Annotated in this window: 18 protein-coding genes and 2 tRNA genes; 16 read left to right on the forward strand and 4 right to left on the reverse strand. The window is 62.0% G+C overall.

Annotation, left to right across the window (positions count from 1 at the left end):
- Positions 1-48 precede the first annotated feature (48 nt).
- Both ACIQTW_RS09110 and ACIQTW_RS09115 read left to right on the forward strand, forming a co-directional pair.
- The gene (locus tag ACIQTW_RS09110) at positions 49-2,259 is read left to right on the forward strand and encodes a prolyl oligopeptidase family protein (RefSeq protein ID WP_402936353.1); all 2,211 of its coding nucleotides are present in this window, start codon (positions 49-51) and stop codon (positions 2,257-2,259) included.
- Between the two features lie 65 nt (positions 2,260-2,324).
- Positions 2,325-2,412 (forward strand) — tRNA-Ser (locus ACIQTW_RS09115).
- 37 nt (positions 2,413-2,449) lie between these two features.
- Here the strand turns inward: ACIQTW_RS09115 and ACIQTW_RS09120 are convergent.
- Entirely contained in the window at positions 2,450-3,880 is a 1,431-nt protein-coding gene (locus ACIQTW_RS09120; protein WP_402936355.1) for an MFS transporter, read from the reverse strand.
- 142 nt (positions 3,881-4,022) lie between these two features.
- Positions 4,023-6,188, reverse strand: coding sequence for a RecQ family ATP-dependent DNA helicase (locus ACIQTW_RS09125; RefSeq protein WP_402936357.1), 2,166 nt, complete (start codon positions 6,186-6,188; stop codon positions 4,023-4,025).
- Between the two features lie 125 nt (positions 6,189-6,313).
- Here ACIQTW_RS09125 and ACIQTW_RS09130 point away from each other — a divergent pair, with 125 nt between their 5' ends.
- The 5 genes from ACIQTW_RS09130 to ACIQTW_RS09150 all read left to right on the forward strand — a co-directional run bounded on the left by ACIQTW_RS09130 (position 6,314) and on the right by ACIQTW_RS09150 (position 10,174).
- Complete coding sequence (locus tag ACIQTW_RS09130) at positions 6,314-7,732, forward strand: phosphomannomutase/phosphoglucomutase (protein ID WP_402936359.1); 1,419 nt, start codon at positions 6,314-6,316, stop codon at positions 7,730-7,732.
- 12 nt (positions 7,733-7,744) lie between these two features.
- Positions 7,745-7,921 (forward strand): hypothetical protein, encoded by a 177-nt coding sequence (locus tag ACIQTW_RS09135; RefSeq protein ID WP_402936361.1) that lies wholly within the window; start codon positions 7,745-7,747, stop codon positions 7,919-7,921.
- Complete coding sequence (locus ACIQTW_RS09140) at positions 7,918-8,373, forward strand: hypothetical protein (protein WP_402936363.1); 456 nt, start codon at positions 7,918-7,920, stop codon at positions 8,371-8,373. Before ACIQTW_RS09135 ends, ACIQTW_RS09140 begins: the two co-directional genes overlap by 4 nt.
- A 22-nt stretch (positions 8,374-8,395) precedes the next feature.
- Positions 8,396-8,866, forward strand: a complete 471-nt coding sequence (locus ACIQTW_RS09145; RefSeq protein WP_091465433.1) for an Rrf2 family transcriptional regulator — start codon at positions 8,396-8,398, stop codon at positions 8,864-8,866.
- A 150-nt stretch (positions 8,867-9,016) separates the two neighbouring features.
- The gene (locus tag ACIQTW_RS09150) at positions 9,017-10,174 is read left to right on the forward strand and encodes a globin domain-containing protein (RefSeq protein ID WP_402936366.1); all 1,158 of its coding nucleotides are present in this window, start codon (positions 9,017-9,019) and stop codon (positions 10,172-10,174) included.
- A gap of 115 nt (positions 10,175-10,289) precedes the next feature.
- Here ACIQTW_RS09150 and ACIQTW_RS09155 read toward each other — a convergent pair whose 3' ends face one another.
- Positions 10,290-12,116 carry a phosphoenolpyruvate carboxykinase (GTP) gene (locus ACIQTW_RS09155; protein ID WP_402936368.1) on the reverse strand — a complete coding sequence of 609 codons (1,827 nt, stop codon included), beginning with the start codon at positions 12,114-12,116 and terminating at the stop codon, positions 10,290-10,292.
- A gap of 284 nt (positions 12,117-12,400) precedes the next feature.
- On the opposite strand from ACIQTW_RS09155, the gene ACIQTW_RS09160 reads away from it, so the two are divergent.
- A tRNA-Arg gene (locus ACIQTW_RS09160) sits at positions 12,401-12,474 on the forward strand.
- Between the two features lie 219 nt (positions 12,475-12,693).
- Here ACIQTW_RS09160 and ACIQTW_RS09165 read toward each other — a convergent pair.
- Positions 12,694-13,422 (reverse strand): FadR/GntR family transcriptional regulator, encoded by a 729-nt coding sequence (locus ACIQTW_RS09165; RefSeq protein ID WP_402936369.1) that lies wholly within the window; start codon positions 13,420-13,422, stop codon positions 12,694-12,696.
- A 323-nt stretch (positions 13,423-13,745) separates the two neighbouring features.
- Between ACIQTW_RS09165 and ACIQTW_RS09170 the strand changes: the two genes are divergently transcribed.
- From ACIQTW_RS09170 to ACIQTW_RS09205, 8 genes are all read left to right on the forward strand, one after another.
- Positions 13,746-15,383, forward strand: coding sequence for an ABC transporter substrate-binding protein (locus ACIQTW_RS09170; protein WP_402936371.1), 1,638 nt, complete (start codon positions 13,746-13,748; stop codon positions 15,381-15,383).
- 101 nt (positions 15,384-15,484) lie between these two features.
- Positions 15,485-16,441, forward strand: coding sequence for an ABC transporter permease (locus ACIQTW_RS09175; protein WP_011773574.1), 957 nt, complete (start codon positions 15,485-15,487; stop codon positions 16,439-16,441).
- A gap of 3 nt (positions 16,442-16,444) precedes the next feature.
- The gene (locus ACIQTW_RS09180; protein ID WP_402936372.1) at positions 16,445-18,565 is read left to right on the forward strand and encodes a dipeptide/oligopeptide/nickel ABC transporter permease/ATP-binding protein; all 2,121 of its coding nucleotides are present in this window, start codon (positions 16,445-16,447) and stop codon (positions 18,563-18,565) included.
- On the forward strand, positions 18,562-19,368 hold the full coding sequence (locus ACIQTW_RS09185) for an ABC transporter ATP-binding protein (RefSeq protein WP_402936374.1): 807 nt from the start codon (positions 18,562-18,564) through the stop codon (positions 19,366-19,368). The genes ACIQTW_RS09180 and ACIQTW_RS09185 overlap by 4 nt, the downstream gene beginning before the upstream one ends.
- Positions 19,369-19,405: 37 nt before the next feature.
- Entirely contained in the window at positions 19,406-20,323 is a 918-nt protein-coding gene (locus tag ACIQTW_RS09190; protein WP_402936376.1) for a dihydrodipicolinate synthase family protein, read from the forward strand.
- Between the two features lie 19 nt (positions 20,324-20,342).
- A complete protein-coding gene (locus tag ACIQTW_RS09195; RefSeq protein ID WP_402936959.1) occupies positions 20,343-21,347 on the forward strand; it encodes an ROK family protein in 1,005 nt (334 codons plus the stop codon).
- Between the two features lie 10 nt (positions 21,348-21,357).
- Positions 21,358-22,044: an N-acetylmannosamine-6-phosphate 2-epimerase gene (locus ACIQTW_RS09200; protein WP_402936378.1), complete on the forward strand. Its 687-nt coding sequence runs from the start codon at positions 21,358-21,360 to the stop codon at positions 22,042-22,044.
- 169 nt (positions 22,045-22,213) lie between these two features.
- On the forward strand, positions 22,214-23,671 hold the full coding sequence (locus tag ACIQTW_RS09205) for a dihydrolipoyl dehydrogenase family protein (protein ID WP_402936380.1): 1,458 nt from the start codon (positions 22,214-22,216) through the stop codon (positions 23,669-23,671).
- The last annotated feature ends 31 nt before the right edge of the window (positions 23,672-23,702 follow it).

Raw genomic sequence — 23,702 nt, forward strand, 5'->3', positions numbered from 1 at the left:
ACTTCCTGTGACTTGCTTACTGTTGAAGAGTGTTGCTTGGATGGGGCGATGACCACCACCGAAGCTGATCAGTCGCCACTTCCCGAGAATGAGACCGCGCCGGCCCCCGGCCCGCGGCATGCAGCGGACGTCGCGCCTGAGCCCACGGATGAAAACGTTTGGCTTGAGGACATCCACGGCGAAGAGCAGTTGGCGTGGGTCCGCGAGCAGAACGCCCGCACCGAGGAGTTACTGGAGGACTCAGAGTATGCGGCCGTTGAGGCTGGCATCCTGGAGGTCCTCGACTCCACCGATCGCATCGCAATGGTCTCCAAACGCGGCGATTTCTACTACAACTTCTGGAAAGACCAGGAACACCCCAAGGGCCTCTGGCGTCGAACGACGTGGGAAAGCTATCTCACCGAGGAGCCGGAGTGGGATGTCCTGCTGGATATAGACGCCCTTGCCGCCGCCGAAGGCGTTGAGTGGGTCTTCCATGGTGTCGGCTTCCTCCGTCCTGCCGATGGCTCCGAGTACCGGCTGGCCATGGTTTCGCTTTCCCCCGACGGCGGCGACGCTGACCGCCATCGCGAGTTCGACGTCGAGTCCCGCACCTTCGTGGAGGGTGGCTTTGACGTGCCGACAGCCAAGGGCAACGTCAGCTGGCTGGATGCCGACACTTTGCTTGTGTCCAGCACGGCGGATGGGCTCCCCGCAACGACGTCCTCCTATGCCCGCACCGGGGTGAAGCTGCGCCGCGGCCAATCTCTGTCCGAGGCGGAGCGCCTCTTCGAAATCCCGGAGGACCACATGTTGGCCATGGTGGCCCATGATTCCACCCCAGGCTATGAGCGGACATTCGCCGTGGACTACATCGACTTCTACAACCGGAGTACGTCGCTGCTGCGTGGCGACTCCTGGGTGGTCATCGACGTTCCCACGGATGTAAACATCAGCGCCCACCGGGATTGGCTGTTGTTCCGTCCGCAGAAGGACTGGGATGTTGCCGGTGTTCTCTACCCTGCCGGGTCCTTGCTGGCCGCGGACTTCGAGTCTTACCTGGCAGGTTCCCGGTCATTGCTGGTCCTGTTCACGCCGGATGCGCACACGTCGCTACAGTCCTGGAGCTGGACCAAGGACTATCTCCTGCTGAACCTCCTGCGCGATGTGTCCTCTGAAATCCGGGTGTTGGATCCAGCCCGTCCCGATTCTGAAGGCAGCTGGGCCTCCACCGTGCTGGACGCCTGCCCTCCCCTGCATGACGTCAATGCCTATGCCGTGGATGACGAAGACCCGGGCGCAGAGGGCAACGATTTCTGGCTGGTGGCCACCGGCTTCACCACGCCCACCACCCTGACCAGGGGAACACTTGTTGCCGGCGCGGCGAGCCGGCACGCCGAGGTGAAGCGGTCGCCGTCGTTCTTCAACGAGTCCGACTACGAAGTCCAGCAGCACTTCGCTGTTTCTGACGATGAAACCAAGGTTCCCTATTTCCAGGTCGCGTCCAAGGACTTGGTCTTGGACGGCCAAAACCCCACCCAGCTTTCCGGCTATGGTGGTTTCGAAGTTTCCAGGACTCCGGCCTACAGCGGAACAATTGGGCGTGCCTGGCTGGAGCGCCGCACCTTGGGCGTATCGTCCGACGGCGGAGCTGCCGCGCACTCACGCGGTGGCGTCTACGTGGTTGCCAACATCCGCGGCGGCGGCGAATACGGTCCCTCCTGGCACCGTGCAGCACTCCAGGAGAACCGGCACCGAGCCTACGAGGACTTCGCAGCCGTGGCGAAAGACCTCATCTCGCGAGGCGTCACCAGCCGCCGGCGGCTCGGCTGCGTAGGCGGTTCCAACGGCGGCCTCCTTGTGGGCAACATGCTTACCCAGTACCCGGAACTGTTCGGGGCTGTTTCCTGCGGGGTGCCACTCCTGGACATGCGCCGCTACACCAAGCTCTCTGCCGGATACTCCTGGATCGCCGAATACGGTGACCCTGATGTTCCGGTCCAGTGGGAGTTCATCCGCACTTTCTCGCCGTACCACTTGCTACACGACGGTGTGGAATACCCTGAAACCTTCATTTGGACAGCCACTTCCGATGACCGTGTGGGACCTGTCCAAGCCCGCAAGATGGCGGCGCGCATGCAGGCCATGGGCATCCCGAACGTCTGGTTCCATGAGGCTCTTGAAGGCGGCCACGCGGGCGCCTCGGACAACCGACAGGCGGCGGCGTTACAGGCGCGGAGCAATCACTTCCTGTGGCGTTCCCTGGCTGGAAGTAACTGACACTCCGTCTGTTTTGCGCTGGACGGCACGTTCTGCGTATCCTTGGTGGGCTAGCAATAGCAAAGGGAGACGTGCCAGAGCGGCCGAATGGGCTTCACTGCTAATGAAGTGTGGGGCACAACTCCACCGGGGGTTCAAATCCCCCCGTCTCCGCGAATAGGTCCCGGTTTTCGAACCGGGACCTTTTGCGTTAAGCCCGCTTCGCTCCGCCGCTTACTTCCGCACCGGCATGACGATGGAGGGCAAGGCTATCGCCCGTGCTGATCAGCATCAGGAGGGCCATGGCAATGAACGCGCCCTTGTAAGCTGCCACTTGGTCTGCCCCGAACACTTGGGTTGTTTCGAACAGGCGCAGGAACAGGGCACCCACCGCTATGCCTGCCGCCGTCGCCAATTGAACCAGCGTCGCGGAGATGGCGTTGGCTGAGGGCAGCTGGCCCGGGACGATGTCTGCGTACTGGACCGAGGCGTACGCGGAAAACCCGATGGAACGGAATGCGCCGCTGAACAGCAGCAGCGCAAAGATCAGCGGCTCCGGTGTTTGGGCGTCCAGGAAGGCGCACAGCGCAAACGTCACGGCTGAAGCAAACGAGGCAAAGACAAGCACCGGCTTGAATCCAAATCGCCTTATGAGTGGCGTGGTGGCCGGTTTGATTCCGATGTTGCCCACGAACACTGCGGCGACCATGACTCCGGCTTTGAGTGGATCCCAGCCAAAGCCGTCCTGGAACATCAGCGGCAGCAAGAAAGGGACAGAACTAATGGTCAGCCGATAAATGAAACCACCGGTGGAAGTCGCCCTGAATGTCCTGGTGCCAAAGACGCTGAGAACGAACAGGGGGACGCGGGCTCTTCTCATCCACCACACAGCACCAGTCAGCGACAGCACCCCGGCAGCAACCACCGTCGCGGCAAGAACATTGGACGCATGGCCGCCCAAGGTCTCCAGCCCCACTACCAAGGCACCCACGCCCAGGGTGGTCAGCAGCAGCCCGAACCAGTCCAACCGTCGTTTGGCATCAAGTTGTGTTCGCGGCACCAGCCTGAGGGCGGCAATGAAGGCGGCCAGGCCGAGAGGGACGTTGATGAGGAAGATCCAGTGCCATGACAGGAAGGTGGTGAGAGCACCACCCACCATCGGGGCCAGGACCGGTGCCAGCAAGCCCGGCCACACAAGATACGCGGTGGCGCGGAGAAGCTCCGACTTGGGAGTGCCCCTCAGCACCACCAGAGTGCCAACCGGAACCATCATGGCTCCGCCCATGCCTTGGGCCACGCGGCTCAGCGTCAGCATGGTCAGGTCCGTGCTTATGGCGCAGAGCAAGGAGGCAATGGTGAACACCGATATCGCCAGACAGAAGATCCGCCTGGCACCGAACCGTTCGGCAAGCCAGCTGCTCAAAGGGATCCCCATCGCCACCGTCACCAAATATGCGGTCATGGTGATGTTGATGTCTGCCGGCGCTACCCGGAAATCGGAGGCGATGCTGGGAATGGCAGTGGTGAGGATGGTTCCGTCGAGGAACTCCATGAAGAACGTTGCCGCCACCAACAAGGCCAGCCGAGGTCGCCAACTGGTCTCGTTGGCCGAATCGACATCCGTGTTGGGTTTTGTGCTCATGGCTCCGGTCCAAGTTCTGGCTGGTGGCCCGCGATAGGCGAGCAGGCGTGTTTGCTCGATCCTATAGACGCAGGGTGGGAGCGATCACAACATGACGTAGTTCTAACGCCTTGGGCCTGCTCGCACTGGCCCACGTTGTGGCCTAACCGGCTTGGGCCAAGGCGAGAGGCAGAACCGCGCCCACGCCCGCCTGGCGCAAGGCACGTGCAGATACGGTCATGGTCCAGCGGCTGTCTATGAGATCGTCCACCAGCAACACAGGCTGCCCACCCGTACCTGCCAAGGCCTGGGCAAGTTCCGGACCAACAACAAGCCTGTCCCAGACCCCGGCCAGCCTGTAAGCGCTGTTGCCTCCGCGTGCTCCCGTCGGTCCTCCGTGCTGGGGCTGCAGCTGGCCGAGATACGGCATCCGTCCTATCCCGGCAATTCCCTGCGCCAAGGACTCCACCAGCTGCGGCTTGCTCCGGGACGGGATACTGACCACCGCCGCGGGCCGTCCGACGCCGCTCCACGGAGTTCCGCCATCGGCTCCCGACCACTCGCGCAGTACTTGGACGCAGGCCTGCAGCATGGCAGGATCCACTGCCCGATCCGGCGCCCCGGCCGCGAACAGCTCCCGTAGGGCGCCGCCCCAGCCCAAGTCGGTAAGCCTGGCCAGGATCCGTCCTTCGGACACGCTCTCGTCGGGCTTGATCTTTCCCTTGACGGTCACACCGAGCCGATCCATGCCACTGGGCCACTGAAGGCGCGGCTCCACGGCTATGCCCGCACGCCGGAGGGTTTGACCTGCGGCGTCGGCTGCCGACGCCGCAACGTCCACCGGGAACCAGCGGCCCGCGCAGTTGTCGCAGCGTCCACAAGCTGCTGCCGTTTCATCGTCCAAAACCGAGGTGATGTATTCCATGCGGCAGCCGGCCGTGTCCTGGTAGATCACCATGGAATCCTGCTCATCCACACGGGCCTCGGCGATGCGGGCATAGCGTTCGGCGTCATAGTTCCACGGCTTCCCGGTGGATCGCCAACCGCCTCCAACGCGCTCTACGGCACCATCAACTGCCAGGACTTTGAGGAGGAGTTCCAATGGCGTGCGCCGAAGGTCCACTCTGGCTTCCAGCGCAACGGTGGACAGGGCTGAGCCTGCTTCCCCAAGCACCCTCAGCACAGACTCGGCCTTCTCTGCCGAGGGCATGGACGCTGTGGCGAAGTACTGCCAGATTTCACGGTCTTCGGAGCCCGGCAGCAGCAAGACATCGGCGTTGGCTGCTCCACGGCCTGCACGGCCAACCTGCTGGTAGTAGGCAACCGGTGACGACGGAGCCCCAAGGTGGATGACGAAGCCCAGGTCCGGCTTATCAAACCCCATGCCCAAGGCGGACGTAGCCACGAGAGCCTTGACTTGGTTGTCCTTCAACAGTTGTTCAGCACGTTCCCGGTCCGCGGGGTCCGTCCTCCCCGTGTAGGACAGGACGTTGTGCCCGGCCTCCGCAAGAAGCCGTGCAGTGTCTTCGGCCGCCGAGACGGTCAGGGTGTAGATGATGCCACTGCCGGGCATGTCGGTGAGGTGTGTCAGCAGCCAGCCCAGCCGATCCCTGGAATCGGGCAGGGTAAGGACACCTAGCCGCAGCGATTCGCGCCCGAGTGCGCCACGTATGGTCAGGACTCCGGCACCAAGTTGTTCCTCAATGTCATGGACCACCCTGGAATTGGCGGTAGCGGTAGTGGCCAGAACGGGAACTGACTTTGGCAACTGTGCAATGAGGTCCGCGATGCGGCGGTAATCGGGGCGGAAATCGTGTCCCCAGTCCGAGATACAGTGTGCCTCGTCAATCACTAGGAGTCCGGTGCGACGAATGAGCTCCGGGAGCTGGTTCTCCCTGAAAGAGGGGTTGGTGAGGCGCTCCGGGGAGACCAAAAGGACATCGACCTCATCCGCGGCAAGCTGGGCCAGGACCGTGTCCCATTCCAGGGCATTGGCGGAGTTTATGGCGACGGCCCGCACTCCTGCCCGGGCAGCTGCAGCCACTTGGTCACGCATGAGCGCAAGCAACGGCGACACAATCAACGTTGGACCGGCGCCCCGCCGGCGCAACAACAATGACGCCACGAAGTAAACCGCTGATTTCCCCCAACCTGTGCGCTGGACAACCAGCGCCCGGCGGCCCGCATCCACCAGCGCCTCAATGGCTTCATACTGTCCATCGTGGAACCGCGCTTCGGGGTGGCCCACCAACTCACGAAGGCACTCCAGCGCTTGCTGATGGGTAGGTGATTTCACGGAAACGGCAGTGTTTGGGGAGTTGTTGGCCATCATCCCAGTATTCCAGCCGACCCTGACAGCCAGAACCTGGGTGTCCTGCTATGTGGATAACGGCTATCCACAGGTCACCCATTCAATTTCAACCCCAACTGGCTTGCCACAGTAGGATTGAGCCCGTGACTAGCGAGCAGAACAAGACATTCGACCTCTCGGCTTCCTTCAAGGCGTACGACGTCCGGGGCATCGTGGGTGAAACCATCACGGCTGAGATCGTTGAGGCCGTTGGTGCTGCCTTCATCGACGTCCTGGGCTTGGAGGGCGAAACGGTACTGGTTGGCGGGGACATGCGTCCTTCCTCTCCGGAGTTCAGTCAAGCCTTCGCCAACGGGGCAGCCACGCGTGGCGCGAATGTCCAGTTGCTGGATCTCATCTCAACCGACGAGCTCTACTACGCATGCGGGGCCTTGAACGCTGCGGGCGCAACGTTTACGGCCAGTCACAACCCGGCCGCCTATAACGGGATCAAGATGGCCAAGGCCGGCGCTCAGCCCATCTCTTCGGAGAGCGGGCTCAAGGAAATCCAGGCCTTGGCTGAGCAGTACCTGAACACCGGCGTTATCCCGGCGGCAGCCACCCGGGGCGAGATCGGCGTCCATGACGTTCTGAAGGACTACTCCGAGTACCTGCGGAACCTCGTTGACCTTTCCGGCTCCCGCCCCCTGAAGATCGTGGTCGATGCAGGTAACGGCATGGCCGGCCTCACCACCCCTGCCGTACTCGGCGACAAACTCCTCCCGGCGCTGCCCTTCGAAATCGTTCCCCTCTATTTCGAACTCGACGGCTCGTTCCCCAACCACCCGGCCAACCCCTTGGAGCCGGAAAACCTCCGCGACCTCCAGGCTGCCGTCGTCAAGCACGGCGCCGACATCGGCCTCGCGTTCGACGGCGACGCGGACCGCTGCTTCGTCATTGATGAAAAGGGCGAACCCGTTTCCCCGTCCGCAATCACCGGCATGGTGGCCCGCCGTGAGATCGCCCGAGCCCAGGCTGCAGGCGAAGAGACCCCGGTGATCATCCACAACCTCCTCACCTCCAAAGCCGTGCCCGAGCTCGTAGCCAAGGATGGCGGCCGTGCTGTACGGACCCGGGTGGGACACTCCTTCATCAAGGCCGTCATGGCCGAGGAAGGTGCCGTGTTCGGCGGTGAGCACTCTGCACACTTCTACTTCCGGGATTTCTGGAACGCTGATACCGGCATGCTTGCCGCCATGCACGTCCTCGCTGCTTTGGGTGAGCAAGACGGCCCGCTCTCCGAACTCGGCCGTCAATACGAACCCTATGTTTCCTCTGGCGAGATCAACTCCGAGATCGAAGACAAAGCCGGTGCCGTGGAGCGGGTTCGAGCCGACTTCGAAACCGAAGACATCGACATCGACCGCATGGACGGCAGCACGTTCACGGCCAAGGACGGCAGCTGGTGGTTCAACCTTCGCCCGTCCAACACCGAACCATTCCTGCGCCTGAACGCCGAAGCCAAGGACCAGGCAACCATGGAGAAAATCCGTGACCGCGTCCTTTCGCTGGTCCGGGCCTAGGACCGGGCCGCCATGACGCCCAGTAACGACGAAGGCGTTGCCCTTGACGCCCTCAGGCCCCACATCGAACACACAGGAGGTCTTTCGATGCTCCTTCTCAAGCCCTATGAAATCGATGAACAGTCCCGGACCGTCGCGTTCGGCCAGACAGCAGTGATGCCAGCTCCTGCACGGGTGTGGGCCGCATGAGCGAACAGCCCACCAGCACGCCGGTTGAGGGCGAATCAGTCCAGGACCGTGAACTCCGCGAGACGCTGGGCACAGCACTTGGGACCGCCCAGGAGCACATCCAACAGAATGGCGGGTTCTTCCCGTTTGGTGTCACGCTCTCAAATGATGATGAACTGCGCTTAGTTATGATTGCCCCGGGTGAGCCTGACGAAAACGGCGATGTGGATGCCGGACAGATGTTGACCGACATCCATGAACTGCTACGGCAAGGCCGCGATGATTTCAAGGCTGTAGCAGTTGTGAGTGACGTCAGCTTGCCGGATCATGGTTCTGACGGCATCCATGGTGCCGCCGAACACCGGGACGGCCAAGTCCGTGCGGCAATCATTCCGTATACTCCCACACCGGACGGTTTCGCGTTCAGTGCCATGGAGCCCGATACCCACGAACCATCCATCTGGGTGGACTAGACCTTATCCGTGAGCTGATCCCATGAAAATCAACGCCTTCGCAGATGTCAGCCTCCGCGCGATCATGGTGTTGGCCGCGGCTCCAGAGGGCATGCTGCTGACTACCCAAGCGGTGGCGGATGCGGTGGGGACACCGTACAACCATGTCAGCAAGGCAATGGTCCGCTTACGTGCACTGGGTTACATCGACGTTGAACGGGGACGGCTGGGCGGTTCCCGGCTCAATGAAACCGGTCGGAGGGCCACCGTCGGCGAAGTCCTTCGGCATCTGGACAGTCGACAGGATCCGGCTGAGTGCCAATCCCCCACTAAGAACTGCCCTCTCATCAATGAGTGCGGGCTGCGCCACGCAATGAACCGGGCCAGGGAAGCGTTCTACACAGAGCTCGATGCCGTGGTTATCGCTTCCCTTCCCCATGCCCGGCAGATGAACCCGGTGTTCCAATCCATAGGACTCAGGCCGGAGTTCAGGACCCCCGCGACTCAGTCCTAGTCGTAACAAGGCACAACAACACCCCCCAAAGGCCGGTTCTGTCCGGTTTGCACAACTCTTCTACACAGTGTAGAAATTGGGATATAGATATATGCATTCCAAATGCTTATATATTTGGTCGCCAAACCGACCCCTACAGCCAGGAGAACCATGCTCTCGGAAAAGTCCCGCCCCATCATTGAAGCCACGTTGCCGTTGGTAGGTTCCCGGATCGGCGCGATAACCGTCGACTTCTACAATCGGCTCTTCGCGGCGCATCCTGAGCTCCTTGATGGACTCTTCAGCCGCTCCAACCAACGTTCCGGAGATCAGCAGCGGGCGCTTGCCGGGAGTATTGCCGCGTTCGCAACCCATCTCATCAACAACCCGGACACCCTTCCGGAAAAGGTGCTTTCCCGGATTGCGCACAAGCACGCCTCCCTGGGAATCACTGAGGATCAGTACGGAGTGGTCTACCAGCACCTCTTTGCAGCCATCGCCGCTGACTTGGCCGACGTCATCACTCCGGAGATCGCCGAAGCATGGACAGAGGTGTACTGGCTCATGGCAGACGCCCTGATCAAACTGGAGAAGGACTTGTACGCCTCGCAGGCGAACCACAAAATGTGGATGCCGTGGCGTGTGACCAGCAAGGAACCAGCAGGCAATGATGCGGTGACGTTCACCTTGGAACCGGCCGACGACACCCCGGTTACGCCAGCAGAACCCGGTCAGTACGTCAGCGTCAGGGTCCAACTTCCGGATGGCCTTCGCCAGGTGCGCCAGTATTCGCTATCCAGCGACGCGGGCACCAGCCGGACCTTCACAACCAAGTTGAACGACGGCGGTGAGGTGTCCACCGCCCTTCACACCAGCGTCGAACCCGGCGACATTCTCGAAATTTCAAACCCGTACGGGGAAATTACGCTCAGAAACGGTGACGGCCCTGTCATCCTGGCCTCTGCCGGTATTGGCTGCACCCCAACGGCCTCCATTCTGCGGTCGCTAGCGGAGGCTGGCACGGATCGGCAGGTCTTGGTCCTTCACGCTGAGAAGACCCTGGAGAACTGGGCACTCAGCGGCCAGATGACCGCGGACGCAGCGCGCATCGACGCTGACCTGCAGCTTTGGCTCGAGTCTCCCCATCCCGGAACCAACCACGGCTTCATGTCGCTGCGTGAACTGGACATGCCCGCGGATGCTTCGCTTTACCTTTGCGGCCCCCTCCCCTTTATGAAGAAGATCCGCGACGAAGCCATCGATGCCGGAATTCCGGCCACCCGTATTCACTACGAAGTGTTCGGCCCGGACGTCTGGCTCGCCAACTAGGGCACGTACTTCAACGGGGACAATAGCCCCAAGCACGACGGCGGCCCGCCACCTTTCATTCGAAAGGTGACGGGCCGTCGTCGTTCGCTTAAGAACGCCGTTGTTCCTAAGAGGTCTAGCCCAGGCGGGTCTTGAGACCGTCCAGCTCGGACTGAAGTGCCGCCGGAAGCGACTCGCCGAAGTTGGCGAACCATTCCTCGATGGACGCCAGCTCGGTTGCCCATTCCTCGGGGTCGACACGAACGGCCGACTCAACCTCCGCCGGGGTCATGTCCAGGCCCTCGAGGTCGATGGATTCCCCGGTCGGCACGAAACCGATCGCGGTTTCCACGGCGTCAGCCTTACCCTCGAGGCGTTCGATGGCCCACTTGAGCACACGGGCGTTGTCTCCGAAGCCAGGCCAGGCGAAGCCGCCTTCAGCCGTGCGGCGGAACCAGTTGACCAGGAAGATCTTAGGCAGACGCTCCGGGTTGGCCTTGGCGGACAGGTTCACCCAGTGGTTCAGGTAGTCGCCTGCGTCGTAGCCGATGAACGGCAGCATGGCCATCGGGTCGCGGCGGACCACGCCGACGGCACCGGCGGCAGCAGCCGTGGTTTCGGAGGACAGCGTGGAACCCATGAAGATGCCGTTTGACCAGTCCCGTGCCTCGGTGACCAGCGGGATGGTGGTCTTGCGGCGGCCGCCGAACAGAATCGCGGACAGTTCCACGCCTTCCGGGCTGAAGTACTCTTCGGCCAGCATGTCGATCTGGTCGATCGGCGTGCAGAAGCGCGAGTTCGGGTGCGCAGCGGGGGCGTCGGAGTCCGGAGTCCAGGACTCGCCGCGCCAGTCGGTCAGGTGTGCCGGAGTTTCCTCCGTCATGCCTTCCCACCAGACGCCACCGTCGTCGGTCAGTGCGACGTTGGTGAAGATGCTGTTGCCCTTGGCGATGGCGCGCATGGCGTTGGGGTTGGTGCCCCAGCCAGTGCCCGGAGCAACGCCAAACAGGCCGGCTTCGGGGTTGACGGCGCGGAGCTCGCCTTCCTTGCCGAAGCGCATCCAGGTGATGTCATCGCCAAGCGTCTCAACCTTCCAGCCCTTGATGGTGGGGTCGAGCAACGCGAGGTTGGTCTTGCCGCAGGCGGACGGGAATGCGGCGGAGACGTAGTAGGTCTTCTGCTCGGGGGAGGTCAGCTTGAGGATGAGCATGTGCTCGGCAAGCCAGCCTTCGTCACGGGCCATCACCGAAGCGATGCGCAGCGCGTAGCACTTCTTACCCAGGAGGGCGTTGCCACCGTAGCCGGACCCGAAGGACCAGATGGAGCGCTCTTCGGGGAAGTGCACAATCCACTTGTCGGTGTTGCACGGCCATGCGACGTCGGCCTGGCCGGCTTCCAGCGGTGCACCGAGTGAGTGGAGGGCCGGAACAAAGAAAGCGTCGGTCTGCGTGATGCGGTCCAGGACGTCGGTACCGATGCGGGCCATGATGCGCATGGAGGCAACAACGTAGGCGGAGTCGGTAATCTCGACGCCAAACTTCGGGTCCTCGGCATCCAGGTGGCCCATGACGAACGGAATGACGTACATTGTGCGGCCGCGCATGGAGCCGGCGAAGAGTCCGCGCAGCTTCTGCTTCATCTCGGCCGGGGCCATCCAGTTGTTGGTGAAGCCTGCGTCGCGCTCGTTCTCGGAGCAAATAAAGGTCTGCTCTTCCACACGGGCAACGTCAGCGGGGTCAGAGAAAGCCGCGAAGGAATTCGGGAACGTTTCCGGGTTCAGCCGCTTCAGCGTGCCGGCCTCGACGAGTTCGTCGGTGAGCTTCTTGTTTTCTGCTTCGCTGCCATCGACCCAGTGGATGCGGTCCGGCTGAGTCAGCTCGGCAACTTCCTCAACCCAGGCCAGCAGGCGTGCATGCGTAGTAGGTGCCTTCTCAAGCAGCGGCAGTCGCGCCAGATCGCCCATTGCGGTTCCCTTCCTCGGGTTCAGTGGTGTGTCCTAAACGATAGGGGCCGCGGACCAGACCAATCCGCTGTCAGACATCGGACATCCAGAGGCAAAGGAAGTGAAAACCGCTAGAAATCAAGGTTTCACGATCATAGAAGCGGAATTTAAGTGACGAAGGTCACGTAGACCGGTCTAGTTGCGCAGATTACAGCTTTTCGATTTGGAACTTCACATGAACTTCTGTAAAGTTTATTGAGGTTCGAGGGGGTCAGAGAAACAGACCGCCGAGAATCACACGAAATGCGCCCATAGCTCAGCTGGATAGAGCGTCTGTCTACGGAACAGAAGGTCAGGGGTTCGAATCCCTTTGGGCGCACAGATCAAGACCCGCACCGGTTCGCCGGTGCGGGTCTTTTTTATGCCCGGCCAAGCCCAACTGAGTAGCAGCTGATGTCGTTTTGAGCCTTCTAAACGGCATCTGCTGCTACCTACTTGGGCGAGCGCGGCGGAAGGTGACGTGCACGCAGAAACGCAAGGACCGCCGTCGTACTTTTCAAAGAAGTACGACGGCGGCCCTCGCGTTAATAAGGAGCGCTTACTCCCCCACGGCCTCGCTGATGCGGCGGCGGATGCCATCGAAATGGCGGTTGAGCAGTTCAGAAGCCGAAGCCTTGTCGCCTGCAGCAACTGCCGCATAGATACTGCGGTGCATCGCAGCGGTTTTCGCCAAGTCCTCGTTGCCCGGGCCAATCTCTACGTGGATCTTCCGGTAGACCTTCCAAAAGACCCCCATGAGGTTGATCAGGAGTTCATTGTTGAGGGGCTCGAAGAGCCGGCGGTGGAATTCGGCATCAGCGGCGACGAAGTTCTCGCCGGCGGCAGCCAGCTCTTCCATCTGCTTCACGGCTTCTTCGATGGAGGTGAGCTGCTCCTTGGTCATGACATCCATGGAGGAACCAATCAGCCCGGATTCGAGAGCCTGGCGTACATCTACCAGCTGCAAGGCTTCGAGTCCCTGATGGCGAAGCGAAAGCCGACCGCGGAACGTCAGACCGTCCGCGAGGGCGTCAAAGTTGCTCGGTGCCACGAACATGCCAAAGCCATGCCGGATTTCAATGACACCTAGAGCCTGGAGCACTTTGAGGGATTCGCGGAGCGTGTTTCGCCCCACGCCAAGGGCGGCGGAGAGCTCACTTTCAGTCGGCAACGGGTCGCCTGCCTCAAGCTCACGCTCAAGGATCAATTCCATAATGTCCGACTGCAAGGCACGCAGGCGGGCCTGTGCGCTGAACCGCGCCTGCGGAACCACACCGGAAGTTGTCATGGCTTTCTCCTTGCCGATGCACCTGCCCCGGGGTCCGGTGATAGCCAGCTCGGAAGCATGTGCGGTGTTAATATTGAGGCGAGCCTAGTGCCCGCCCAAGAATGAGCGACTCGCAACATACAATATCGGATGTCCCACCTCCCCGATAGCTAACAGCCGGGAATTCCCTGAGATTTCCCCACGGACCGGCCGCAGCCGGCAAATCCCCGGACACACAGCCCCCAAGGCCAGCACCATTTCTCACTTGACGTTCCGTTGTGACCGCCCTTACAGTTTCACTACGAGCATCGGACGTCCTACATCCGATAACCCACGAAATGCGAATGGTGAGGCACCTTATGAGCAAGACGATCCAAAGCCTGCCGCTGGTCAACGACGCCAGCCGCCGGAATTTCCTGAAGCTAAGCGGCGCAGTTGGTGCAGCAGCCGCCTTCACGGCAACCCTCTCCGCGTGCGGCGGCGCTGCCAGCACCACCACCGGGTCAACCGCCAACACCGCGGCCGTCAACAAGGACCTCATCATTGAGGCGGGCATCTCATACGCACTGTCCACCGGTTTCGATCCCCTGAGCTCGTCCGGAGCCACACCGATGGCAGCGAACCTGCACATCTTCGAAGGGCTCATTGAACTCCACCCGGCCACGCGTCAGCCCTACAACGCCCTGGCAGCTACGGATCCCACGAAGGTCAACGACACCACCTACCGTGTGACCATCCGCGACGGTGCCAAGTTCCACGACGGCTCCCCCGTTACCACCGAAGACGTCGCTTTCTCCTTTACGCGCGTCATGGACCCGGCGAACAAGTCACTGTTCTCCCAGTTCATTCCCTTTATCCAGGACGTCAAGCCACTAGATGCAAAAACAGTGGAGTTCACGCTCAAGTACGCTTTCCCCGGCTTCGGACCGCGCATCTCTGTAGTGAAGATCGTCCCCAAAGCACTCGCCACCGATCTAAAGGCCTTCGACGCCGCACCCGTCGGCTCCGGCCCCTACAAGCTCGTTTCAGCTGTCAAGGACGACAAGATCGTCTTCGAAGCATTTGCCGACTACAACGGTCCCAAACCTGCACTGGCCAAGGGCATGACCTGGCTGCTGCTCTCGGACGCCGCAGCCCGCGTTACCGCAGTTCAATCCGGCCGCGTCCAAGCCATCGAAGACGTTCCCTACCTGGACGTCGACGGTCTGAAGTCCAAGGTCAAGGTTGAATCAGTCCAGTCCTTCGGCCTGTTGTTCCTCATGTTCAACTGCGCCAAGGCCCCGTTCGACAACAAGCTTGTCCGGCAGGCACTTCACTACGGCATGGACAAAGAATCCATCATCAAGAAGGCCCTGTTCGGCAATGCGAAGGCCGCGACTTCCTACTTCCAGGAAGGCCATCCGGACTACGTCAAGGCCAAGAACGTCTACGGTTTCGACACTTCCAAGGCTGAGGAACTGCTGAAGCAGGCGGGTGTCACCAACCTTGAGTTCGAGCTCCTCACCACGGACACCGCGTGGGTCAAGGACGTTGCACCGTTGATCCTCGAATCCTGGAACAAGATCCCAGGCGTCAAGGTCACGGTCAAGAGCATCCAGTCCGGCGCTTTGTACAGCGACCGCGTTGGCAAGGGCGACTTCTCCGTGGTGGCGGCTCCGGGCGATCCTTCGGTGTTTGGCAACGATGCAGACCTTCTTCTGAGCTGGTTCTACTCAGGTGCAACCTGGATGGACAAGCGCGCATTCTGGACCACCCCGGAGCGCACCAAGCTGCAGGAACTCATGAACAAGGGCTCGCAGGCCTCCGGTGACGAGGCCAAGAAGATCGTCGGCGAAATCGTGGACATGGTCTCGGACGAAGTTCCGCTGTATCCGGTGTTCCACCGACAGCTACCCAGCGCCTGGGACGAGAAGAAACTCAACGGTTTCCAGCCCCTGCCCACCACCGGCCTGTCGTTCATCGACGTCGGACGAACTGCCTAAGCACCCTTCGAGTTGCGAGGCCTGCTCTGCGGCCTAAATACCTCAAATAGCCCGCAGAGCAGGCCCCACAACCAGCAGCACCCAACCAACCGGAGAACAAATTGGTCACGATATTGCGTCTGCTCGGCCGCAGGCTTGCAGCATTGCCATTGATGATCCTGGGCATCACGTTGCTCGTCTTCCTCGTCCTGCAGGCCGCTCCCGGCGACCAGGCAAGCTCGGCGCTCGGCGACGGTGCCAGTGAAGAAGCGAAGCAGCAGTACCGCCAGGAAAATGGCCTCAACGATTCCCTGGTCCTGCAGTACTTCCGCTTCCTCGGCAAGCTCCTGCAGTTCGACCTGGGCGTCACCACCCCGCCGGCCAAGTCGGTGGCTTCCATGATCGGCTCGGCGTTCCCCCTGACGTTGCAGCTCACCTTCCTGGGTGTCCTCATCGCGATAGTGCTCTCGCTCGCGTTCGGCATTCTCGGCGCCCTCTATCGCGATAAGTGGCAGGACCAGTTGGTCCGCGTCTTCTCCATCGCGGCGATCGCTACACCGTCGTTCTGGCTCGGCATCCTCCTCATCCAGTGGTTCGCGCTCGGTGCCAACCCGATGTTCCCCTCAGGAGGAATTGCGACGCCGGAATCCGGCTTTGGCGGTTGGCTCAACTCGATGGCCCTCCCGGCTTTGGCGCTCGGCATTCCTGTATCAGCGTCGCTGATACGCGTGGTCCGCACCTCAATGGTGGAAGAACTCGACCGCGACTACGTCCGTACCGCCATCGGCAACGGCGTCCCCTACCGCGAAGTGGTTTCAAAGAACGTCCTCCGCAACGCGCTCGTCACCCCGGTGACCGTGCTGGGACTCCGCGTGGGCTACTTGCTGGGTGGCGCCGTCGTGATTGAAATGATCTTCGCCTTGCCCGGCATGGGCCAGTTGATCCTCAACGGCATCACCAACCTGGACGTCAATCTGGTCCAGGGTGTGGTGCTCACCATCTCGGTCACCTTCGTTCTGGTGAACATCGTGGTGGACCTTCTCTACCTGCTCATCAACCCTCGAATCAGGACGGTATAGCTCATGCGCAGCAAGCTCGCAGAACGGCTAAGTGCCCCGGGCATTCGTTTCAAGGCCCTGCCCTGGGGCTCCCGCATCGCCCTGCTCTTCCTCATCATGATTGTCCTGGCGGCATTCTTCGCGCCGGTCATCGCCCCGCATGATCCGCTGGAGACCTTTATACCGGCCACACCGCCTGGCGCTGAGCACTTCTTCGGCACCGACCGACTGGGCCGCGACATCTTTTCGCGACTCCTCTTCGGTGCACAGTCATCGCTCTTGATCGGCCTCGGCGCGGTTGCGCTGGCCATCCTTGCCGGAGCGCTCCTCGGGTCCTTCGCCGCGACGTCCAGCAAGTCCGTGAACGAGATCATCATGCGGCTCATGGACATCCTCATGGCATTCCCCGGCATCGCGCTGGCTGCTGTGTTGCTGGCCGCTTTCGGCAACTCGGTCCCGACAATCATCATCGCGATCGCCATCATCTACACTCCCCAACTGGCCCGCGTGGTCCGCGCCAACGTGCTGGCACAGTACGGCGAAGACTACGTCCGTGCTGAACGCGTAATCGGTGCCGGCCGCTTCTACATCCTGGTCAAGCACATTGTCCGCAACACCGCAGCTCCTGTGCTGGTGTTCGCCACGGTCATGGTTGCCGACGCCATCATCCTCGAAGCCTCGCTTTCCTTCCTGGGTGCCGGTGTTCAGGACCCCGCTCCCTCTTGGGGCAACGTCATTTCCTACGGCCGCAACCTGGTCCTGTCCGGCGGCTGGTGGGCCACAACGTTCGCCGGTGTGACCATCCTGCTGACCGTACTGTCCCTGAACATCCTGGCCGAGGGCCTCACGGACGCCATGGTGAACCCCAAGCTGCGCCGCGCACCGGTGGTGAAGGACGACGACGGCTCCATAGCAGTTCTGGCCGTGGACACCGAGGTTGCAACCTCCGTGGCCCAGCCTTCGGTGGTTGAGGAACACGAGCTCGACGGCGTCCGCGCAACTTCCGGCGACACCGTCACTTCTGATGTCGGCACTTCAGCCGTCCTCACCGATGTGAAGCTGGCCGCCGCCAACCCGCACCTCCTGTTGGACCGCGAACTGGAACTGCTGGCAGCCATCGAAGCGAAGCGCACCGACCGGCTCCCGCAGGTCTCTCCCGAGGCCCGCAATGTCCTTGAAGTGAAGAACCTGTCCATCCGTTTCCCCGGCCGCTTCGGCGACATCGCAATCGTGGATGATGTCTCCTTCACAGTCCGCGAAGGCGAAACCATGGGTCTGGTGGGCGAATCCGGTTGCGGTAAATCCATCACCTCGTTGGCGGTGATGGGACTGCTGCCCAAAACGGCGCAGGTCACCGGATCCATCAAGTTCGATGGCAAGGAACTGCTGGACGCCAAGACCCAACACAGCAACCCAAAAGCTTACGAAGGCCTGCGCGGCGAGCAGATCGCCATGGTCTACCAGGACGCGCTGAGCTCGCTGAATCCGTCCATGAAGATCAAGGACCAGATGGAGCAGCTCACCAAGCGCGGTGGCCGCAAGACTCCTGCGGAGCTGCTGGAAATGGTCAAGCTGGATCCGATCCGGACGCTCGCCAGCTACCCGCACGAGCTCTCCGGTGGCCAGCGCCAACGTGTGTTGATTGCCATGGCCTTGTCCCGCTCACCAAAGATCGTTGTTGCCGACGAGCCCACCACTGCCCTGGACGTGACAGTCCAGAAGCAGGTAGTGGATCTGCTCAACGAACTGCGTGAGCAGCTTGGTTTCGCCATGGTCTTCGTCAGCCACGACCTCGCACTGGTGGCCTCGCTGGCCCACCGCATCACGGTGATGTACGCCGGCCAGGTAGTGGAATCCGCTCAGGCATCCGAGCTCCTGCAAAACCCCAAGCACGAGTACACCCGCGGCCTGCTCGGTGCCGTCCTCTCCATCGAGGCCGACGCCGTCCGCCTGCACCAGATCCCCGGCACCGTCCCCTCCCCACGGGACTTCGCCACGGGAGATCGCTTCGCCGCACGTTCTCTGCGCGCCGACGCCGACCCCAAGCAGAAGCTGGTCCTCACCACCGTTTCTTCGGTTGACTCCGTCAACCGCGACGATGCCGACCACTACTGGGCCAGCCACTTGAAGGAGGATGCGAAATGAGTGAATCAACCGGAAGGCCGGTCATCGAGCTCAAGGACGTCAAGGTCTACCACCACGCACGGACCGGTGGCCTCTTCCGGCCGAACATCGTCAAAGCCGTGGACGGCGTGGACTTCACCATCAGCCGCGGCGAAACCGTGGGTATCGTCGGTGAGTCCGGCTGCGGCAAGTCCACACTCGCGTCAGTGCTTGTGGGACTTCAGCCGCCGACGTCGGGCCAGGTCTTGTTCCATGGGAAGCCCGCCATCAAGCGGAACGCAGCCATGCGCAAGCAGTTCGGCCGCTCAGTCTCCGTGGTCTTCCAGGACCCGGCAACGGCGCTGAACCCTCGCATGACCATCCAGGACATCCTCACGGATCCGCTACAGATCCACGGCATCGGCAACGCTTCTTCCCGTGCTGCCAAGGTCAAGGAACTGTTGGCGCTTGTGGGTTTGCCGCAATCGGCAGCCGAGGTGACGCCGTCGCAAGTTTCCGGTGGTCAGCGCCAGCGTGTGGCTATCGCCCGCGCCTTGGCGTTGGACCCGGACATCATCGTGGCTGACGAGCCGACATCGGCCCTGGACGTTTCCGTCCGCGCGCAGGTCCTGAACCTGCTGTCCGACCTGAAGACCCAGCTGAACCTCGGCATGGTGTTCATCTCGCACGACATCCAGACCGTCCGCTACGTCTCTGACCGCATCTGCGTCATGTACTTCGGCAAGATCGTCGAACAAGGGTCAGCTGCGCAGGTCTTCGACAACCCGAGTAATGACTACACCAAGAAGCTGCTGGGCGCCGCGCCAAGCCTGCTTCACATCTAGTTTTTCCCTTCACAAGCTACAAACAACGGAGAATTCTGTGTCCACTCAGTTCCAGGGCGTCATCCCCCCGGTCATCACCCCCCGCCACGCAGACGGCAGCATCGACACCGCGTCGTTGAAGAACGTCACCAAACACCTGATCGACGGCGGTGTGTCCGGACTTTTCGTCCTCGGCTCCTCCGGCGAAGTCCCCTACCTGACCAACGACGAGCGTGAGCTGGTGGTCTCCACCATCGCCGACGCCAACGCCGGTGCCGTCCCGTTGATCGTGGGCGCCAACGAGCAAACTACCAATCGCGTGATCGAAGAAGCCCGCAAGGTGGTTGACCTCGGTGCTGACGCGATCGTAGTCACGTCCATGTACTACGCGATCGGCAATGCCGCGGAGACCGAAACGCACTTCCGCAGCATCCACGCCGCTATCGAGAAGCCGATCTTCGCCTACGACGTACCGGTCCGCACGCACTTCAAGCTGCCCACCGACCTCCTGGTCCGGCTCGGCCGCGACGGCGTGATTGCCGGCGTCAAGGACTCCTCCGGCGACGACGTTTCCTTCCGCCAACTGTTGCTCACGGCTAAGGAGATTCCCAACTTTGATATCTTCACCGGTCACGAAGTTGTGGTGGACGGCGCCCTCCTGGGCGGCGCGCAGGGTGTTGTTCCGGGCCTTGGCAACGTCGATCCGGCCGGTTACCGCCGACTGTTCGATGCCGCTCAAGCCGGAGACTGGGCACTCGCCGCGAGGGAGCAGGACCGCCTGGCCGACGTCTTCGAGATCGTCTACGCCCCCAATGGCCGCGTTTCTGGTGGCGCTGCAGGTCTCGGTGCGTTCAAGACCGCGCTGCAGGTGATGGGCGTCATCGAGTCCAATACCATGAGCTCGCCAATGCTGTCTTTGAATGAATCCGAGACGGCCTCGATTCGCGAAATCCTGGAGCGGAACGGTCTCGCCTAGGTTGTCCATGACTGCTTCCATGAACCACGTGATCGGCGTTGACCTCGGTGGCACCAAAACAGCCGCCGGGGTTGTTTCCCCGTCCGGCGAGGTGCTGATGTCGGAAACCATTCCGACGTTGAACCGGGCCGGTGGTGAAGCAATCCTCGACGCCACCGCTGCGCTGATCTCGGGCTTGATAGAGCGCGCTGCCGACGCCGGAATCGTGGTTTCCGGCGTCGGAATCGGCTCCGCCGGGGTTATTGATGCTGTTGCCGGGACCGTTGTGTCCGCGACCGATGCGATTCATGGTTGGGCCGGAACTTCCCTTGTTTCCGGGCTTGCTGCCCGTCTCTCGCCCGCTCCGTCGATGGTCCGTGCCGTCAACGACGTCCACGCCCACGCCCTCGGCGAAGCCTGGCTGGGCGCGGCTGCGGGATCCTCGAGTTCGCTCATGGTGGCCTTTGGTACCGGCGTCGGCGGCAGTTTCGTGCTGGATGGTTCCCCGGTTTTGGGTCACCGTTTCGTCGGGGGGCATGTGGGGCACTTTGCTTCTCCTTTGGCCTACTCTGACGGTGTTCCGCTGCCGTGCGTGTGCGGTGGTTCCGGGCACGTGGAGGCTATCGCTTCGGGGCCCGCGGTTTATGAGTCGTACCTGCGGTTTGGCGGTTCCACTATGGATGCGGTGGATACGCGCGAGGTGTTTGGGCTGGCGTCTTCCGTTGCTTATGGGCTCGACGGCGGTGCTGGATTCGACGGCGGTGCTGGCGCTTCCTTGGCTGGCAGCCGCTCCGCCGCACTGCGTGCCATCGAGGTTGGAGCAGCAGCCGCGGGCCAAGCCGTGGGCGGACTCATCAACATCCTGGACCCCGAAACCGTGGTGATCTCCGGTGGCTTGGCCGACGCCGGCGAACTCTGGTGGAAGCCGATGGAAGCGGCCTTGCGCCAGGAACTGCTCTCGCCTCTGGTCTCCGTCCCTGTTCTCCAGGCAACGCTCGGCAACACCGCTGCCATTGTTGGCGCCGCAAAACTCGTCCTTAAGTAAGGGAAACATCATGATTCTCACGCCCGATGGCCTGGAAGCACTCCGCTCCCAGTTGATCGTCTCGTGCCAGGCATACCCTGGAGAGCCCATGCGTGATCCCCGGACCACAGCACAGGTGGCCGCATCCGCGGTTATCGGCGGCGCGGCGGCGATCCGCGTCCAAGGGTTGGCCGACGTGCAGTTCACGCGCACCGCCGTCGAGGTCCCTGTCATTGGCCTCTGGAAAGACGGTCACGACGGCGTCTTCATCACACCAACCCTTCGCCATGCCCTGGCCGTTGCGAATGCCGGAGCGCATGTTGTGGCGATTGATGGAACCCGGCGGGGGCGGCGGGACGGCCTGTCGCTGTCTGAAACTGTGGCCGGTATTCACGCCGAATCACACGCTTTGGTCATGGCAGATTGTGGCTCGTTCGACGACGCGGTTGCCGCCGTCGAGGCTGGGGCAGACCTAATAGGCACCACCCTTTCCGGATACACCGGCGAGCGCCCGAAGACGGAGGGCCCGGACCTGGCGCTGCTTTCACTCATCGCGTCGGCGGACCTTGGCAAACCACTCATCGCCGAAGGCCGTATCCACACCCCGGCCCACGCCCGCCAAGCCCTCGACGCCGGCGCCTTCGCCGTCGTTGTTGGCACCGCGATCACGCACCCGGCCAGCATCACGGGCTGGTTCAAGGGCGCGATGCAACCGTAGTTCCTGCGTTGCGAGGCCTGCTCTGCACACTAAAACCCGCCCAAAGCGCGCAAAGCGGGCCTCACAACGAACGGGGGGCACGTTGCGAGGCCTGCTCTGCACCCTAAGACCCGCCCAAAGCGCGCAGAGCGGGCCTCACAACGCACAGGAGGCGGCGTAGGCTTTCCCCATGACTGCCGAGAGCTCCCGGGAATTCGATGTAATCGTGATCGGCGCGGGCGCCGTAGGAGAAAACGTGGCGGACCGGGTGGTTCGCGGCGGACTGACGGCGGTGATTGTCGAGAGCGAATTGGTGGGCGGTGAGTGCTCCTACTGGGCGTGTATCCCGTCCAAGGCGCTCCTCCGTCCGGGGAGTGTGCTCCACGCCGCCCAAGTGGTGCCGGGCGCGAAAGAGGCGATCACGGGAACCATTGATCCCGAGGCCGCTCTGAAACATCGGGATTGGTTCACCAATAATTGGCAGGACGGCAGTCAGGTTGAATGGCTGGACAGCGCCGGCATTGAGTTAATTCGTGGACGCGGCCGTATCACAGGCCCGCGCGAGGTCCAGGTGGATGGGCTCGATGGCAACAGCTACGCGCTGAAGGCCCATCATGCCGTGGTGATCGCGACAGGTTCAACCCCCACCATTCCGGACATTGACGGCTTGAAAGACGTACCTTTCTGGACAACCCGCGCCGCGACGGCGGCCAAGGAAATTCCCAAGCGTTTTGTGGTTCTCGGCGGCGGCGTGGCGGGCGTGGAAATGGCGCAGGCATTTGCCCGGCTCGGTTCGGATGTCACGCTGATCGCCCGCGGCCGCTTGCTGAGCAGCTACCCGGAGGAAGCCGCAAATCTGGTCCTGGCCGGGCTTCGGGCCGACGGCGTCGCTGTTCATCTGCACACTGATGTGGAGAAAACGGAGAAGAACGACGACGGCTCGGTGACGGTCACGTTCGACGACAAAAAGACCACTGCCGACAAACTGCTGGTCGCCTCCGGACGGCACCCCGCATTGGCCAATCTGGGCCTGGAAAATGTAGGAGTCGAAGCACAGGACGGCAAACCCCTTCGGCTCACCACCGAAGCCAGCGGCTTGGTGGAAGGCCCTGCCAGTGACGGCACCAGCGGACTATGGCTTTACGCTGCCGGTGACGCGGCCGGCAAGGTCCTCCTGACCCACCAGGGTAAATACGAGGCCCGTGCCACCGGTGACGCGATCGTCGCCCGCGCCAACGGCAAGCTCAAAGGAACGCCGCAGCCTTGGAGCCCTTGGGCCCAAACTGCCAACCAGCATGCAGTCCCCAGCGTGGTCTTCACCGATCCCGAAGTTGCCTCAGTTGGCCCGAGCCTGGAGCAGGCGCTGCTGCGTGGCAAGAACGTCACCGGCGTTGAACTGCCCATCGATGTGTCCGGCTCCCAGTTGCACTCCCCCGATTACAAAGGCTGGGCGCAGATAGTGGTGGATGAAGACCGGAAGGTGATCCTCGGCGCTACCTTTGTGGGCCCCGGCGTCGCCGAGCTCCTGCACTCTGCAACCATCGCGATCGTGGGCGAAGTCCCGCTGGACCGCCTCTGGCACGCAGTTCCGTCGTACCCCACGATCAGTGAAGTATGGCTCAGGCTTCTGGAGAAGTACGGCCTCTAAGTATTCTATTTGAACTGACTGGTCAGTTTAG

The organism is Paenarthrobacter sp. NPDC090517 (genome assembly GCF_044769165.1).
Classification (GTDB): Bacteria; Actinomycetota; Actinomycetes; order Actinomycetales; family Micrococcaceae; genus Arthrobacter.

What these genes read in the sequence shown, in the direction of transcription:
- ACIQTW_RS09110 (WP_402936353.1), top strand. Translation starts at nt 49, where the DNA reads ATGACCACCACCGAAGCTGATCAGTCGCCACTTCCCGAGAATGAGACC.
- ACIQTW_RS09120 (WP_402936355.1), bottom strand. Translation starts at nt 3,880, where the DNA reads ATGAGCACAAAACCCAACACGGATGTCGATTCGGCCAACGAGACCAGT.
- ACIQTW_RS09125 (WP_402936357.1), bottom strand. Translation starts at nt 6,188, where the DNA reads ATGGCCAACAACTCCCCAAACACTGCCGTTTCCGTGAAATCACCTACC.
- ACIQTW_RS09135 (WP_402936361.1), top strand. Translation starts at nt 7,745, where the DNA reads ATGACGCCCAGTAACGACGAAGGCGTTGCCCTTGACGCCCTCAGGCCC.
- ACIQTW_RS09140 (WP_402936363.1), top strand. Translation starts at nt 7,918, where the DNA reads ATGAGCGAACAGCCCACCAGCACGCCGGTTGAGGGCGAATCAGTCCAG.
- ACIQTW_RS09145 (WP_091465433.1), top strand. Translation starts at nt 8,396, where the DNA reads ATGAAAATCAACGCCTTCGCAGATGTCAGCCTCCGCGCGATCATGGTG.
- ACIQTW_RS09150 (WP_402936366.1), top strand. Translation starts at nt 9,017, where the DNA reads ATGCTCTCGGAAAAGTCCCGCCCCATCATTGAAGCCACGTTGCCGTTG.
- ACIQTW_RS09155 (WP_402936368.1), bottom strand. Translation starts at nt 12,116, where the DNA reads ATGGGCGATCTGGCGCGACTGCCGCTGCTTGAGAAGGCACCTACTACG.
- ACIQTW_RS09165 (WP_402936369.1), bottom strand. Translation starts at nt 13,422, where the DNA reads ATGACAACTTCCGGTGTGGTTCCGCAGGCGCGGTTCAGCGCACAGGCC.
- ACIQTW_RS09170 (WP_402936371.1), top strand. Translation starts at nt 13,746, where the DNA reads ATGGTGAGGCACCTTATGAGCAAGACGATCCAAAGCCTGCCGCTGGTC.
- ACIQTW_RS09180 (WP_402936372.1), top strand. Translation starts at nt 16,445, where the DNA reads ATGCGCAGCAAGCTCGCAGAACGGCTAAGTGCCCCGGGCATTCGTTTC.
- ACIQTW_RS09185 (WP_402936374.1), top strand. Translation starts at nt 18,562, where the DNA reads ATGAGTGAATCAACCGGAAGGCCGGTCATCGAGCTCAAGGACGTCAAG.
- ACIQTW_RS09195 (WP_402936959.1), top strand. Translation starts at nt 20,343, where the DNA reads ATGAACCACGTGATCGGCGTTGACCTCGGTGGCACCAAAACAGCCGCC.
- ACIQTW_RS09200 (WP_402936378.1), top strand. Translation starts at nt 21,358, where the DNA reads ATGATTCTCACGCCCGATGGCCTGGAAGCACTCCGCTCCCAGTTGATC.
- ACIQTW_RS09205 (WP_402936380.1), top strand. Translation starts at nt 22,214, where the DNA reads ATGACTGCCGAGAGCTCCCGGGAATTCGATGTAATCGTGATCGGCGCG.